15 protein-coding genes and 1 riboswitch are annotated in these 15170 nt (G+C 53.9%); of the genes, 10 read left to right on the forward strand and 5 right to left on the reverse strand.

What is annotated here, in order from left to right; genetic code table 11:
- The first annotated feature begins 189 nt into the window (after positions 1-189).
- The 3 genes from N0M98_RS24695 to kimA all read left to right on the forward strand — a co-directional run bounded on the left by N0M98_RS24695 (position 190) and on the right by kimA (position 4425).
- Positions 190-1392 (forward strand): oligogalacturonate lyase family protein, encoded by a 1203-nt coding sequence (locus N0M98_RS24695; protein WP_249863100.1) that lies wholly within the window; start codon positions 190-192, stop codon positions 1390-1392.
- 116 nt (positions 1393-1508) lie between these two features.
- Positions 1509-2057, forward strand: coding sequence for a hypothetical protein (locus N0M98_RS24700; protein WP_249863101.1), 549 nt, complete (start codon positions 1509-1511; stop codon positions 2055-2057).
- Between the two features lie 292 nt (positions 2058-2349).
- Positions 2350-2489, forward strand: a riboswitch (cyclic di-AMP (ydaO/yuaA leader).
- A gap of 103 nt (positions 2490-2592) precedes the next feature.
- Positions 2593-4425, forward strand: coding sequence for a potassium transporter KimA (gene kimA / locus N0M98_RS24705; RefSeq protein WP_249863102.1), 1833 nt, complete (start codon positions 2593-2595; stop codon positions 4423-4425).
- Positions 4426-4637: 212 nt separating this feature from the next.
- On the opposite strand, the gene N0M98_RS24710 is transcribed toward kimA, so the two are convergent.
- Positions 4638-5480 (reverse strand): 1,4-dihydroxy-6-naphtoate synthase, encoded by an 843-nt coding sequence (locus tag N0M98_RS24710; protein ID WP_249863103.1) that lies wholly within the window; start codon positions 5478-5480, stop codon positions 4638-4640.
- Positions 5480-6136: a futalosine hydrolase gene (locus N0M98_RS24715; RefSeq protein WP_259619474.1), complete on the reverse strand. Its 657-nt coding sequence runs from the start codon at positions 6134-6136 to the stop codon at positions 5480-5482. The genes N0M98_RS24710 and N0M98_RS24715 overlap by 1 nt, the downstream gene beginning before the upstream one ends.
- A 247-nt stretch (positions 6137-6383) precedes the next feature.
- Between N0M98_RS24715 and N0M98_RS24720 the strand changes: the two genes are divergently transcribed.
- The 3 genes from N0M98_RS24720 to N0M98_RS24730 all read left to right on the forward strand — a co-directional run bounded on the left by N0M98_RS24720 (position 6384) and on the right by N0M98_RS24730 (position 8850).
- A complete protein-coding gene (locus N0M98_RS24720) occupies positions 6384-7238 on the forward strand; it encodes a GNAT family N-acetyltransferase (protein ID WP_259619475.1) in 855 nt (284 codons plus the stop codon).
- A gap of 28 nt (positions 7239-7266) precedes the next feature.
- Positions 7267-7512: a helix-turn-helix domain-containing protein gene (locus tag N0M98_RS24725; RefSeq protein WP_259619476.1), complete on the forward strand. Its 246-nt coding sequence runs from the start codon at positions 7267-7269 to the stop codon at positions 7510-7512.
- Positions 7513-7653: 141 nt separating this feature from the next.
- A complete protein-coding gene (locus N0M98_RS24730) occupies positions 7654-8850 on the forward strand; it encodes an MFS transporter (RefSeq protein WP_259619477.1) in 1197 nt (398 codons plus the stop codon).
- Between the two features lie 14 nt (positions 8851-8864).
- Here N0M98_RS24730 and N0M98_RS24735 read toward each other — a convergent pair whose 3' ends face one another.
- Positions 8865-11036, reverse strand: a complete 2172-nt coding sequence (locus N0M98_RS24735; RefSeq protein WP_259619478.1) for an extracellular solute-binding protein — start codon at positions 11034-11036, stop codon at positions 8865-8867.
- Between the two features lie 319 nt (positions 11037-11355).
- Here N0M98_RS24735 and N0M98_RS24740 point away from each other — a divergent pair, with 319 nt between their 5' ends.
- The 4 genes from N0M98_RS24740 (at position 11356) to N0M98_RS24755 (ending at position 14592) form a co-directional block, all read left to right on the forward strand.
- A complete protein-coding gene (locus N0M98_RS24740; protein ID WP_375295551.1) occupies positions 11356-11850 on the forward strand; it encodes an MgtC/SapB family protein in 495 nt (164 codons plus the stop codon).
- Positions 11851-11912: 62 nt separating this feature from the next.
- Positions 11913-12734, forward strand: coding sequence for an MBL fold metallo-hydrolase (locus N0M98_RS24745; protein WP_259619479.1), 822 nt, complete (start codon positions 11913-11915; stop codon positions 12732-12734).
- 16 nt (positions 12735-12750) lie between these two features.
- On the forward strand, positions 12751-14001 hold the full coding sequence (locus N0M98_RS24750; RefSeq protein ID WP_259619480.1) for an MFS transporter: 1251 nt from the start codon (positions 12751-12753) through the stop codon (positions 13999-14001).
- Positions 14002-14136: 135 nt separating this feature from the next.
- A complete protein-coding gene (locus N0M98_RS24755; RefSeq protein ID WP_259619481.1) occupies positions 14137-14592 on the forward strand; it encodes a RidA family protein in 456 nt (151 codons plus the stop codon).
- A gap of 51 nt (positions 14593-14643) precedes the next feature.
- Here the strand turns inward: N0M98_RS24755 and N0M98_RS24760 are convergent, their stop codons facing one another.
- Positions 14644-14805 carry a hypothetical protein gene (locus N0M98_RS24760; RefSeq protein ID WP_249863113.1) on the reverse strand — a complete coding sequence of 54 codons (162 nt, stop codon included), beginning with the start codon at positions 14803-14805 and terminating at the stop codon, positions 14644-14646.
- Between the two features lie 48 nt (positions 14806-14853).
- Positions 14854-15170, reverse strand: a 317-nt coding sequence (locus tag N0M98_RS24765; RefSeq protein WP_259619482.1) for a hypothetical protein, incomplete at its 5' end; no start/stop codon positions are given.

Below are 15170 nucleotides of genomic sequence, written 5' to 3' on the forward strand. Positions count from 1 at the left end.
TATACCGCTTCCGCAGAAGCCGATTCCGGCACTTAGGCCGCACGCAATCCGGTCAAATCAAAAAAGTCCAAAAGAAGAAAGAAAGTGCAATCCCCTCCGGGCACCGAAACAAAAAAGTGGCGTTGTCCGAAAAGAGACGATCCTATAATCTGGTTGTAGCAAGATCAGACTAATGAATGGGGTGGCACGATGAGTTCTAACGGAAAAGGGAAAACATGGCCTGCAGAATGGCGGGAGACCAAGGATCTGATTACAGGGCTTCCGATGAAACAGCTGACGAATTATATGGCGCACAGCTTCCATCTTTACTTTACGAATGACGGCTGGTACGACAACGGCACGAAGCTGCTGTTCGGGTCGGACCGGCTCAATGCCACGAATTTGTACAGTTTGGATTTGACGAACGGAGAGATTACCCAATTGACCGATTTTCCCGCCGGGACGGCCGTCGGGCTGCAAAACGCCTTTATTAATCCGAACGGCACGGAAGCGTATTTTACGAAAGACAAGCAGCTGCTCTCCATCCATCTGACGACGCTCGAAGAGAAGGTGCTGTATACGGCGCCGGATGGATTCAATCTCGGCAATCTGAGCTGTACCGCCGACGGGGCATGGGTATGCACCTGCATCAAAGAAGATTTGTCGGACCGGATTCCGACTTCGCTCGGCGCCGGATATATCGGCTTCGAAGAGACCGCGAGGGCCAAGCCTCATTGCAAAATCGTCAAAATTCCCGCTGCCGGCGGTGAATCGCAGATTATCCATGAAGATAAAGTCTGGATCGGGCACGTCAACACGTCGCCGACGCAGCCGCATCTGCTCAGCTTCTGTCACGAAGGCCCGTGGGATTTGGTCGACCACCGCATTTGGTGCCTGAATATCGAGACCGGCGAATATTGGAAAATCCGCCCATCGGAGGATAACGTCTTCGTAGGGCATGAATATTGGCATGCGGACGGAGTGACGATCGGCTATCACGGATATACCGAATCGCTCAGCAATAAGGACGGCAAGTTTATCGGCTCGACCAAATACGATAATACGGACAAGGTCGAAAGCGCCTTCCCGTTCCAAAACATGCACGTACACTCCAACGACGCTTCGCTGATCGTAGGGGACGGGCAGCAGACGAGCGCCTATCACGGAGATCAATTCCAGGATACGATCTGCCTGTGGAAAAACAATCAGGGCGTCCTGGAAGGTCCGCGTATTTTGTGCAGGCATCGCGGCAGCTTTCAAGCGCAGAAACTGCATGTGCATCCGCGGTTCAGCCCCGACGGCAAGCAGGTGCTGTTTACGAGCGATATGACCGGATACGGGAATTTGTACTTGATCGACGTTCCGGATTTCGACAGCTTGCCGAAGCAGCCTTTACTGCCCGGCAGCCATTAACGCAGGCATCAGACAGCGCTTGCAAATCCCGTTATGGGACCGGCAGGACTGGACAACGGACGCAGGCTCCTTTACAGTAAAGAGTATAAACATCATATGACTAAAGGAGATTTGCAATGAAGAACAAACTGAAGGCGGCCGTTATGCCTGCGATAGCTCTCAGCCTTATGTTCCTGCTGCCTGCTGCGGCGGTAGAACCTTCGGCGAGCGAGCGTCAGCAGCTTGCGCTGCCCAGCGAGATGGCCTTTTCCATTCCTATGAACAATTTCTGCAGCACCGAACAAAATATGGACTTCGCGCTGCAGCTGTCCAACACTTCCGCATCGCCTGCGCAAATTACGCTGCATTTGTATCAGCAGGACGGCAGCGAATTCAAAGAAGAGGGCTCGTCTTACCGCGATATCGGTTCGACGCTGGTCCCGGGGAAAGCCGCGAGCTTACCAGGCCATGCGACAGGGCTGTACCATATTAATTTCGGTAATCACAAACAGTGCAACGAACGCGTCTATATGGGCACGGTGGAAGTGAATACCGGAACGGCGTCCCTCTTGGCAAGCGGTTGGGTCAGCAATAACGGTGCGTTCCAGAACATCGTCGTTAACGAGAATAAAACATTCGACCTGTCGGCTCCGGCCGTGAAGACCGAGACGACAACTTCTCCGTAAACGATGCCGAAATTACATAAAATGTAAATATATGATATACTTGAACCCGGAAGCATCGATAGCGTCCTTAACGGACCCTATCATGCTTCTTTTTTTCGCCGAATCCCCTGTCGGAAAAAGGAAATGTCAAGTCGCGATTCCAAATCGGCGATTGCTCAAGAAAATTCATGCGATGATCCATGTCAATGAAGCTGGCGGCAGGCTGTCAGATTTTTTGACTTATAATCGCGCAATTCGGCAGTTTCAATTCATTTACTTAAGGAAATAAAAGAAGTATCATACGATTCATGAAAAAAATTTAACGCTGAGTTTTCTTAGGAAAAACGGGGGAACCAACCGATTTTGGGGTGAATCTATCGTTCGACGATGGAAGAGCGCTCTTCTCACGCTCTAACCCGCCAGCTAACCTCGTAGGCGCTTCTGGGAAGGAAAAATGCACAGGCGTTTATCCTTGTGTATTTTTTTGTTTTTGGGCATAGTAAGAACGCCTTATTTTTCTTGAAGATGAACTTTCAGCCAAATTGAGGGTGTAATCATGACATCGGATTCTATCAAGAGAATCGTATTTGGACGACCGCTCAAATCCAATGAGCTGGAGCAGGAGAAAATGCCGGTATGGAAAGCGCTGCCGATTCTTTCTTCCGACGCGCTATCCTCCGTAGCCTACGGCACCGAGCAAATTCTGCTTGCCTTGGCCGTGTTCGGAGCCGCAGCTTTTGCGTATTCGCTGCCCATTGCCGTCGGAATCATCATCCTGATCACGCTGCTGGTCGTCAGCTATCGTCAAGTGATCGACGCATATCCCGGCGGGGGCGGGGCCTATATGGTGTCGAAGGAAAATCTCGGGGTCCCGTTCGGGCGGCTGACGGGCGTGTCGTTGTTAATCGATTATACGTTAACGGTGGCGGTATCCGTATCGGCCGGCGTTCAGGCGATCACCTCCGCTTTTCCGGTCACTATCCCATATATCGTGCCGATCGCGCTGCTCCTTGTCTGGATTATGGTCTGGCTCAACTTGCGGGGAACTTCCGAATCCGGCACGGTGTTCGCTTTCCCGACGTATTTCTTTATTCTGTGCGTACTGGTGCTGATCGGAAAAGGCGCCTTTGATCTTATTACCGGCTCCGAGCATGTCAGGGAATCCCAGCTGATTCCTACATCGATGCCGGCGGGCTTAACGCTGTTCGTACTGCTTAAGGCGTTCTCGTCAGGCTGTTCGGCGGTGACGGGCATCGAGGCGATCTCCGATGCGGTGCCGCATTTCAAAACGCCGTCCCAGGCGAATGCCAAACGAACGCTCGTATCGCTCGGCACGCTGCTGGCCATTATATTTGGCGGGATTACCGTTCTAACGATCGCTTACGGCATCGCTCCCGACCCGAAGGGGCATACTTCCGTTCTGTCGATGGTCACGGAGCATGCTTTCGGCCGCGGATGGATGTATTACGCCACGCAAATCGCGACGATGATGATTTTGACGTTGGCGGCCAACACCAGCTTCAACGGTTTTCCGATATTGGCCTCCATTATGGCTGTCGATAAAAATTTTCCGAGAATGTTCGCCAACCGCGGGGACCGCTTATCGTTTCATTTCGGCATCGTCACTCTGGGCGTGCTGGCCAGTCTGCTGCTGATCATCTTCAAGGGAAAGACCGATGCGCTGATTCCGCTGTACGCGATCGGAGTATTTCTTTCGTTTACGCTGGCGCAAAGCGGGCTCGTTCGCAAATGGCTGCGCGAGAAGCAGAAGGGCTGGCAGGGGAAGCTGGCGATCAACGGGCTCGGCGCTATCGTCTCCTTCGCGGTGCTGATTATTTTTTGCGTGACCAAATTTGCCCAAGGCGCCTGGATCGTGATCGTGCTTACTCCTGTGCTGCTGTGGTTTATTACCCAAATTTACGAGCACTATGAAGATGTGGCCAAACAACTGCGCTTCGATCTGGGAGAACCGCTGCCGCATAAAGAATCGATCATCATCGTTCCTATCGCGGGCATTCACCGGGTCGTGGCCTCGACCATCTCCTATGCGAAGACGCTGTCGCCCAATGTGATCGCATTCTATGTGTCTTACTCGGACGAGGACGAAGACCGGATGGAGGAAAAATGGGAGCAGTGGAACCCGGGAGTGCGGCTCGTCATCTTCAAATCGCGCTACCGGACGCTGATCAAGCCCTTGGTCGATTTCATCGCCCGCATCGATGCGCATGTGCAGGAGAAGCAGACGATTATGGTGCTGCTGCCGGAGTTCGTTCCGAAGCGCTGGTGGCATCGGCTGCTGCATAACCAATCCGCTTACCGCATCCGTTCCAGATTATTGCGGGAAAAAGATATTGTCGTCGCCACATTGCCGTTTCATTTAAGCGAATAACTCGAAATCATGAAGGCCATTCTCCGGCGGGGAGGATGGCTTCATGCGCCTTTCGGCGCTTTGATCGCATGAGGGGAGTGCGGCGCTTCGAGAGGGGCGGCGAGCAGGCGTAAGGAAAATAGCGGAAAAGGCGCATCTCCCGGTGAAACGGGAAATGCGCCTTTTTCCGCGCGGTCTTAACGGGATTGCTGGCCGTCAAGCGAACGGGGCAATTAGGAACGAAGCAGGGCAAGGTCGAACTCGGGAACGAGGCCTTCCTGCGCGGCCCGGTGCAGCAGCGACGTAATCGCCGCATAGCCGTCCTCGCCGAGATCGGCCGTAAACTTGTTGACGTATAAGTCGATATGCGCCTGAGCGACCTCGGGAGCGAGCTCCTGGGCATGGCTCATAATATAGTCGCGGGACGCTTCCGGGTGGGCCCACGCGTATTCGACGGATTGGCGGGTCCACTTGGCCAAGGAAGCGATATCCATCGATCGGCGGGCGATAATGGCGCCGAGCGGGATCGGCAGTCCGGTGTCGCTTTCCCACCAGCTGCCCATATCGGCAAGCAGCGTAAGCCCGTAGGACGGATAGGTGAAGCGGGCTTCGTGAATGACGAGCCCGGCGTCGATCTGCCCGTCGCGTACGGCCGGCATAATCTCATGGAACGGCATGACGACGATCTCGCCGACGCCGCCGGGAACGTTCTTGGCGGCCCAGAGCCGGAACAGCAAATAAGCGGTGGAGCGCTCGCTCGGCACCGCTACGCGGCGTCCGCTCAGCACGGACGGGTCGCTTGTCGTCGTCAAGCGGCCCGAAGTGAGAACCAGCGGCCCGCAGCCGCGGCCCAAAGCGCCTCCGCACGGGAGCAGCGCGTAGTCGGACAATACCCATGGCAGCGCCGCGTACGAAATTTTGAGCACCTCGGGGCCTTGGCGTTCGGCGGCGAGATGGTTCGTTATATCGATATCGGCATAAGTCACTTGAAGCTGCGGTGCATCCGGCAGAAGCCCGTGCACCCATGCATGAAAGACGAACGTGTCGTTGGGACAAGGCGAAAATGCGATATTCATTATAATACCTCCTGAAGTACTTTGCTGGCGGATTGCAGGGCTTGCAGCGCATCGCCGATGCGCCAGGCGGCGCGGTCGCGCGGACCGACCGCGTTCGAGACGGCGCGCAGCTCCAGCACCGGCACGCCGCGGTACAATGCGGCTGCGGCGATGCCGAAGCCTTCCATCGCTTCGGCGGCGGCGCCCGGCACCCGCTTGGCCAGCGCGGCGGACGTCTCCGCCGTGCCCGTCACGGTGGACAGCGTCAGCACCGGGCCGAGCCGGGCGGAGAGACCCGCTGCGGCCAGCGCCTCGGCCAGCCGTTCGGCGCGCGCCAGGTCGACCGCGATGCGTGCCGAGCCGAAGCCGAGCTCGTCCAGGCTGCAGAAGCCGTCCGGCGTCTCGGCTCCGAGGTCGGCGGCGATGATCTCGCTGGCGACGACGAGCGAGCCGATCGCGGCCTGCTCCGCGAAGCCGCCGGCGATCCCGGCGATAACGACGAGGCCGTACGGGGCCGCGGCCAGCGCCTTCGTAGCGCCTACGGCGGCCGCCACCGGCCCGACGCCCGCGGCGATCACATCGAATCTGGGGTCGTTGCCGAGTCCGCGCAGTACCGCCTCTTTCTCCGCTTCGACGGCCGTTGCTACGAGCACCCGAAATTGCGTTTGCGTATTCATGGTCAAAAACTCCTTTACTAGCCCTTCATACGGGCTTCCGACAAGAAAAGACATAGAAAATTATAGTACACTTTGTTTAAAAAGCAAAGTTGTTCGGCTCTTAAAGGGGCCGATGCTCCTGCCGAACGCTTGGTTACGAAAGGGGATTGCCGCCCTCGCCGCCTTGTGATACCATAGTGCAAATTCCCTTATAATGGCGCTTGCTTGGAGTTGGGACATCGGGGGAGAGACGGAGGAGGAAGGCGGAATGAAGCTTTGGTATGGCGAGAAGCCGGAGGCGTTTCTGCGGCGGGTCGAATCGTTTCTGGAAAACAATGAAGCCGTGAACAATTTGCTGCTCGGTCTGCTGCACATGCTGGTGAAGCGGGAGAACCTGGGGATGGCGGCGGGAAGCCCCGCTACGCATCTGTTGGCCGTGGAAGACGATCACGGCTTGGCGCTTGTCGTGCTGCTGAACGATAAGAACGCCGTTCTGTACGCCGATGGGGAGCGGTGGCGGGAAGCGGTCCTGACCGCCGCAGCTGATCTGTTTGAACGCGGGCTGGATGTGCCCGGAGTCGTGGGGCCTCCGGAGGCGGCGAAGTTATTCGCCGAGGAGTGGGCCCGGCTTCACCGGTATGAGCCGGTGCTCAAGATGAATCAGCGCATCTACCGGCTCGACCGGGTCGTGCCGCCGGCTTATTGCCCGGGGCGGCTGAAGGCGGCGACGATGAAGGAGCATGAGCTTGTAGCCGGATGGATTCAGGAATTCGTCGAATCCATCGGCGAACGAATCCGGCCGGAGGAAGCTTCGAATAAGGCGCTGGAATTTATTCGCGACGGCTCGCTGCATCTGTGGCACGACGGGGAGCCGGTCAGTATGGCGAAGTCGGCCAGACCGACCAAGCGCGGCATCGTCTTGAGCTATGTCTATACGCCGCCGCAATACCGGAGGAGGGGTTATGCATCCTCTTGCGTAGCCGCTTTGAGCGGGCTGCTCCTGGAGCAAGGCTATTCCTTCTGCAGTCTGTACACGGATCTGGCCAACCCGACCTCCAATCACATTTATTCGCAGATCGGGTACAGGCCCGTTCAGGATTCGGTCATGTACCGTTTCCGGTAAGAGCCTGCAAGGAACAAATCCCCCAAAGGTGACGAGATGCTCTGAAGCTTATTTCGTCCGCATCCAGCTTTCGGGGGAGCCCCGCAGCCTGCAGCCGGCCGGAGTCTCCTTGCCGGAATCGGAGCATTTGAACGTGAGCGAGGCGGCTGTTGCGGTCGGCTACAGCAATATGAGCAAATTTACGGCCGCCTTCCGCAAGCAGTACGGCTGCACCCCGAACGACTATAGAAAAAATAGGCTGCAAAAACATAGCTTCCGTAACCCGATTTCTTAAGGTACGGAAGCTTTTTTAGTCCATTCGATCTTTTCTCCTTCTACAGGCAGGAAAGCTCCCCCGGCAGGTAGCGGCGCCGCAAGCTTTGCATGATAATGATGATCATATCAAGCGCTGATCCGGCGAGAGGAGTAGATCGATTTGAAGCAAAAATTCATCATGATTTTTTTAACCGTATTGTTCGCGATGATATCTATCGCCACATTCAACCCGATACTCGGGCCATTGTCCAGAAACATGGGGATGAGCGAAATCCAAACCGGCAGTCTGGTGACGGTTACGGGCATCTGCTGGATACTCGGAAGCTTCGTCTGGGGAAGGAAGCCGCAGCTCAACCGCAAACGGGTCATGGCCTTCTCTTTGCTGGCCTATACGGTCACCGTGTTTCTATTTGCTTATATGGCGGACCAAGCTCAATCCGCGAAGTCGGCTTCTTTGGGGCTGTATTGGGGGTTATTCGGGCTCAGGGCGATAGCGGGCTTTTGCTTCGGCGCCGTGCCGGCGATGGCTCAAGGTTATTTGATGGAATGGACGACGGCGGATAATCGCACGTCGGGGATGGCTTTGTTCGGCGCGGCCAACGGGCTCGGCTTCGTGCTCGGTCCCGCCATGGGAGCAGGGCTCGCATCCGTCGGCTTGACGGCCCCGATGTACGTTTCAGCCGCGCTGATTGTGCTCATTACGGCCGCTTTCTGGCTTGTTATTCCCGCCGAACGATCGGCCGGAGGGGCGAAACGGGCGAGCCGCCTGTCGCCTCTGGACCCTCGCGTCCGCTTATATTTATCCGTCGGGCTGCTGCTGTCTACGGTCATGATCATTTTTCAGGTGACGGCGGGCTTTTATATGCAGGACAATCTGGCCGTCAATACGAAGCAGGCCGCCCAAATGGTCGGCATCGGCCTGACGCTGGGCGGCGTCATCGTCGTCCTGGCGCAGCTGATCATCAGCCGTTATATGAACCGCAAGCCCGCCGGCTTGTTAAAGCTCGGACTGCCGTTTCTCGCGCTCGGCTTCCTGTTCTTCCTTCTTTATCCCGCGTCTTATTTGCTCGCGTTCGCCTTGTTCGGGCTCGGCATCGGCTTCACGATGCCGGGGTATGCCGCTGCGGCGTCGCTGGCCGTAGAGGAACGAGAGCAATCCGGCGTCGCGTCGTTCGTTGCTTCCGCCCAAGGCGTCGGCTCCGTCATCGGACCGATCGTCGGAACGAGCTTGTATTCCATGTACAAGGGGCTGCCTTACATGCTGTGCATTTTGCTGGCCGCGCTGTTCACGGTTCTGGTGCTTGGGCATGTCAGAGGCGGCAGAATGAAGCAGGCTGACAGCCTGAATCGGCCTTGATTCGTTCCAAGACGTTATTCGAACATTTCTCCGGCCAGCCTCGAATTAATATATTCGATGGCTTCTTCATGCCCCATCATTCGGTTGATGACATTTCTGACGCCGAGGCCGATAATTTTTTCCACTTTACGCAAATTGAGATTATGACCCGGCCCGAACGAGGACTCGCGGATGCCCTGGTCATCCAAATCTTTGGCGAATTTGAGCCAAGGGTACTGCTCCATAATATTTTGGTTGCCGTAAATGACGTTATGGACGGAGCTGCCGCCTAACAAGGCGATTTGCTCGGCGATTTCGTTATGGTAGAACCACTTAAAGAAGGCCGCCGCTTCGCGGTCTTTTTGGCTATGCCTGGAAACTCCGAGCGATCCTCCGCCAAGCAGCGGAGAATGCCCCGGCACCTGCGAGAAACCGATTAGGGGAGCTATAGGACTATGCGCCACATGAGAAAATAAATTCATATAGACGATCAGCATGGCCAAATCGCCGCGTTCGAATAAGGAAATGGATTCGTCCCACCATTTGGCGTGCAGCTCTTTGGCGATGGACAAATGGTCCATGTAGCTCTGCAAAGCTTTTACCGCCATCTCGCCCGACAAAGCCAGCTTATGATCGGCCTGGATCAACGAGCCGCCTTCGGCATAGTACCTTAGCAGAAACTCCGAGGCGATAATTTCCGCATTGCCCGTTGTGACAGCCGAACCGAAGAAATGCGGAGCCTGCTGGGTTCGGATGGAGGAGAAAAATTCGGATATCAAATTGAATTCGTGAAAGGTATTCGGCGGGTTAAGCTCCAGCTTGTACCTTTCGTAAAACATTCTCCGTATTTTCGTATCCTCAAATAAATCTTTTCTGTAAAAAAGCAGCTGAACGCTCGGATCGAAAGGAACGGCGTAAGGCGTGTCGTCCACATAGGAATAGCGGTCTGCGAGCTGCCGCGGATAATAAGCGAGCAGCTCCGTCAGTTCGGGGGGCAAAGGCTTTAGAGCCTGCCGGGCAACCCAGGATAAGCCGGCCAGATCGACCCGGATAATATCGTAATGCCGGTGATTATCGATATCGAGCAAAATATCGTAAATCTCTTCGAACGAATAGACGGCCAGTCTGAATTCAATGCCCGTCGTTTTTTTGAAATGGGGCAGCAGCTTCCTTAAGGCTTCCGTGGTCGGGCTCGGTATCGTCAAAATGTTCAAGGTCGTATCGGACGGCGAAGGAGAGTGAGCCGCATCCTCAAACAAAAATCCGCGGTCTTGAACCATTATAGGCGAGACAGGAGGAAGGTCTTGGCCCGCAGCCGTCCGTTGTACGATATGCTCGGCAATTTCCTTGCCCAGCAATTGATAGTTCAAATGATATTTGACGATCCCATCCTCTGCCAGAAACTCGGAGTCCGCCAAGCTGTAAATAGCGGGACAAGATCCTGTATTGCCTAAATAATGGGCGTTTTTAATATACCGGGCCCGCTCCATATCGGTCGTTACGATGCAGTCGAATCGTTCTTCGGAGAAGAAATCGAAGGCATGGGAGTAAGCGGTCGAATGAGAGGAGGCGACGTGACGGAATCTTGGATTCAAATGGGCGACTCCGTGCAGCAAGGCGTCCTTGAACTGCACCGTGCACGAATATTCCGCAGAATCGGTGAACAGTCCGATGCTGGGATGGTTTTTTTCGGCGATTTTGCGCGCTATCGCTTGTCCCGCTTGGGCGAAATCGAAGCTTGCGAACTGGTTGGAATGATCCAATCGGCGGTATACGAAGAAGATATTATCCGCATCGGCGCCGAGCGCGTCGTAATAGCTCCGGGCGTCGGGGAGACAGGATACCGCGATGACGGCGCAGTCGCGGTTAGCGGCGATGCTCTGCAGGATCGAAAGCTCGATTTCCTGTTGATCCTGGGTCAAGTACAGGCTTGTGTGGTATCCGGCCTGCCGGAAGCAATGATAGACGGCCAGGTAAAGCTTGTTATATTGTTCAAGCGCAATATTCGGCAGGATGACCGAAACGGTGGTCGTGCTGCCTTCGCGCAATGATTTGGCTTGGGCATGAATTTGGTAGCCCATTTTTTTGGCCGCTTCTTCGACCAGTTTGATTTTCTCCAAACTTACGTTTCCGCGGCCGTTCAAAACGTTGGACACCGTTCCGTGAGAAACTCCCGCCGCTTTGGCGATATCTTTAATTGTGGGCATTGTCGTTTTTGCCTCCATTTATTATGCAGCAAATTATCTTTATTATATAAGGTCTTGAAGCGAGAATCCACACGGCCGGAATAAACAGGAAATTATTGAAACGTTCCAATCTACAAAATGGGATATTTCCGCTTTTATCATAGAATCGACGCGAATTTTAAGTGTTTTATGAAATATAACGCCAAAATAATTATTGACACGTTCCAATATTGTGATACAATCCTATTGTAGTAAGCGTTGTCAAAGAAGAATGAATGGACTCTATTGGTTAATGGCGGAAAGGCGACTTCAAAGAGAAAGGAGAGACGAACATCATTCTATGGACTCATTAATGATCAGCCAGGCTGTTGGAGATCTGCAGATGTACGTTAAGATCACGGTTAGCGCCGTGCTGGGCCTGTTTATCGGTTGGGACCGATCGTATAACCATAAACCTGCGGGTTTAAAAACATACACATATACTTGCGTAGCCTGCACGTTAATTACAATTGTATCCATATACACGGCACACACTTACAACATCCCGGGGCAGCAGTCTACGGCAGATCCGCTGCGCTTGACTGCGCAAATCGTATCCGGACTTGGCTTTATCGGGGCCGGCGTTATATTGAAGGACGGCGAGAAGGTGAAGGGGCTGACCTCGGCCGCGATGATTTTTTTCTCCGGAGGAGCAGGCATCGGCATCGGAGCCGGGTATTACGGCATCGTGATTTTTTCCGTGATGATCACGTTTTTGCTTGCCAAATGCAGCCGGTTTCTTCAAGCGAAGCATTCGACCGACGCTGCCAAAATGGAATCGACGGACGTTCAGTAACGACAACGAGAGGGACTGGTCCTAAGTCCCGCATACTGGTGTTTTAGACAAAGGAGACATGCATGATGAAAGTTCATTTCTTAGGGTCCGCCGCTTCGGAAGGCGTGCCGAATCCGTTTTGCCGGTGCGGCGTTTGCGAGAAGGCGAGAGCGGCGAAAGGGAAAGATATACGAACCCGCTCGGCCGTTATCGTCGACGATACGATGCAAATCGATCTGGCGCCCGAATTCAGCTGGCAAATGATGCGGGATCAAGCGGATGCGACCCGGATTACCGATCTGCTGTTCACCCATACTCACCCCGATCATTTCAATGTCGGTGACTTATTCAGCAGAATGGAAGGCTACGGGCATCGCATCGAGCATCCGCTGCGCGTGTACGGCAACGATCTGGCGATCGGCGGCTGCCGGGACGTACTGCCCGGTTACAGTAAGGAGCGTTTCGCATTTACGCGGCTGATTCCGTTCGTCACGGAGTGTGCGGGCTCCGCGAAAGTCACTCCTTTATTGGCCAATCATGCCGAATGGGAGATGTGCCTGCTCTATTTTATCGAGAAGGACGGAAAAACGCTGCTGTACGGGCACGATTCCGGCTGGTTCCCTGAGTCCACCTGGGAGTGGCTGGCCGGCCGGCGCATCGATTTGACGATTTTGGAATGCACTTATGGCTATACTAATAATCCTCGTTCCAATAATCATATGAGCATCGAAACCGTTTTGGAGACGCAACAAAGGCTGATCAAAGACGGTATGCACGACGCATCGAGTCAGCTGGTCTTATCGCATTTATCGCATAATATGGGACTTATGCACGATGAATTGGTGGAGCTGTTCGAGCCTTACCGTATCGAAATCGCCTATGACGGATTAATCAAGTTCATTTGATGAGGAGAATGTGAGTATGAAAACAATCGTCGTTCCAAGACTGCTGGTCATGATGTTTCTTCAATATTTCGTTCAAGGGGCATGGAACATGACCTTGGGGCTTGTATTAAGCACATTCGGGCTGTCGTCCATCATCGGCACCACGTACGCTTTGCTCGGCATAGCTACCATCTTGTCTCCGCTGTTCATCGGAATGATCGCCGACAGATTCATCGCATCGCAAAAAATTATGGGTATCCTTCACATATTGAATGCATGCGTTCTTCTTACGATTCCGGCCCAGATCGCAGCCGGGCATTCGACGACGTTTCTGATCCTTATTTTTGTCGTAGCCATTCTGTTTTATCCTACTACGGGTCTATCCAACAGCATCAGCTTCCGGCATATTAACGGGGCGAAGACCTTCCCTTTAATTCGCGTGTTCGGTACGTTCGGCTTTATGATCATCGGATTTTTGCTGGGCCAGCTCGGCTTTTCCGGTAGCATCATGACCTTCAAGATCGCAGCCGTGTCGGCTATCGTGCTGGGCTTGTACTGCTTCACGCTGCCTAACACGCCGGCGGCGGGCAAAGGGAAGAAGTTCCTCGTCCGCGATCTGCTTTGTCTGGACGCGCTGTCGCTGTTCAAGGACAAAAACTTCTCCATCTTCATGGCTTGCACCATTTTTCTGATGATTCCGAAGACGGCGTACAGCGCGTATTTGCCGGTATTTCTGGGGGCGCTGGGCTTTAAGAACGCCGCGACGATCATGCAGATCGGGATTGCGACGGAAGTTATTTTCATGTTCCTGCTCTCGTTCTTCCTATTAAAATTCGGGTTTAAGCGGATTATTCTGTGGGGAGCGCTGACCTGGATCGCTCGTTGTCTGCTGTTCTCGTTTGCGGTGAACGACACCGGAATGATCGTCATCGTCATTGCGCTCGCTTTGCAGGGAATATGCTGGGACTTCTTCTTTACGGCCGGAGACATTTATGTGGACAACAAAGCGGATATTACGATAAAAGCGCAAGCGCAAAGCTTGAAATTTATGATCTCCAACGGTTTGGGCCTGCTGTTCGCTTCATCGCTCACCGGATATTTGTTCAATCATACGGTAACGGCTCAAGGGGCTGAGGCTTTAAGACAATGGCAAAGCTTCTGGATGTATCCGGCGGCCGTAGCTGCGGTCGTGTCCGTCGTATTCTTCATCAGCTTCAAGGACAAAGGCATTTTGTTCCAAAAGAAAGCGGCAGACAAAGAGGCGCTTCAAGAACCGAGTTCGGTTTGAGTCCGGCAAGTCAACAAGCTGCGGCTTGCAAAAGAGAACGCATACAATGTGAAAAATTAGTTGACATCGCCCGTCATCCCTCTATAATTACTACTAAGTTATGAGTCTGTCCGATACTTATGGGGGAGGAGCGGTATGACGATGTCGATAGAAAGCAGATTGCATGAGCTGCAAATCGTACTTCCCGAGGCGAGCGAGCCTGCGGCCAAGTACGCCAATTATGTTATCGTTAACGGACTGATGTTCGTGTCCGGGAAAGGTCCTTCGGGCAATCCGAAAGGGAAGGTTGGAGCGGAGTTCTCTACAGAAGAAGGGTATCGCTTCGCGAGAAACACCGGGATCGAGGTGCTGGCGGTAGTCAAGTCGGCGCTCGGTTCCCTCGATAAGGTGAAGCGCGTCGTGAAGGTTCAAGGCTTTGTTAACGCGCATCCCGATTTCGAAGAGCCGCATAAAGTATTGAACGGTTTTTCCGATCTGATGCTGGACGTCTTCGGCGAACGGGGCATTCATGCCCGGTCGGTCCTCGGCGCCAGCGCCTTAAGAGACAATTTGCCGATTGTCGTCGACTCCATCTTTCAAGTGGAGGAATAATCCGAATGCAGACTGGCCTTTCGCAAGGAGGCCAGTCTGTTTTTTTGTTGTTTACTCGATAGGTACGCCGTCCAGTTTCTCATTCGGCTTGCCGTAATTGCGAAGTTTAGTAGTGTCATCGGCCCTGAAGCCGATGCGTTCGTGGGATTTCGTATCCTCATAGATCGTTTCGGGGTTGCCGTCGGTTTCTATCTCAATCCGTTCATTGGGCATCGCGATACCTCCGTCGCTCTTTTTTCACGCTTCTATCGTCTTCCTCCGTCAAATACGGCCGTTCTGCCTTGCGATCGAACCAAGGGTCAAGTTTTTGTCAAGACTCCAGTCGGTGTCCGAGTGCTCTTCCGCATGGTTCACCACAGGCGTATTTTTAATTTCGGCGGCCTCGCCCTCGGTAAGCTCCCGGTCGAATTGATCTTCAAGCCGTTGAATCTCTTCCGAATCCATAGCTTCTCCTCCTCGTATAGTATTTCTAGAACCAAGTTTTAAGCCGATTTCCAGTTCCCATGGGAACTGGCCGCAAACTTTTCGATTTCCAGTAAATCGCACCTTGAAAATTGCAAAAGGGACTGGACTTTCCC

Origin of the sequence: Paenibacillus doosanensis, assembly GCF_025060755.1 — a bacterium.
GTDB classification, from domain to species: domain Bacteria; phylum Bacillota; class Bacilli; order Paenibacillales; family NBRC-103111; genus Paenibacillus_S; species Paenibacillus_S doosanensis.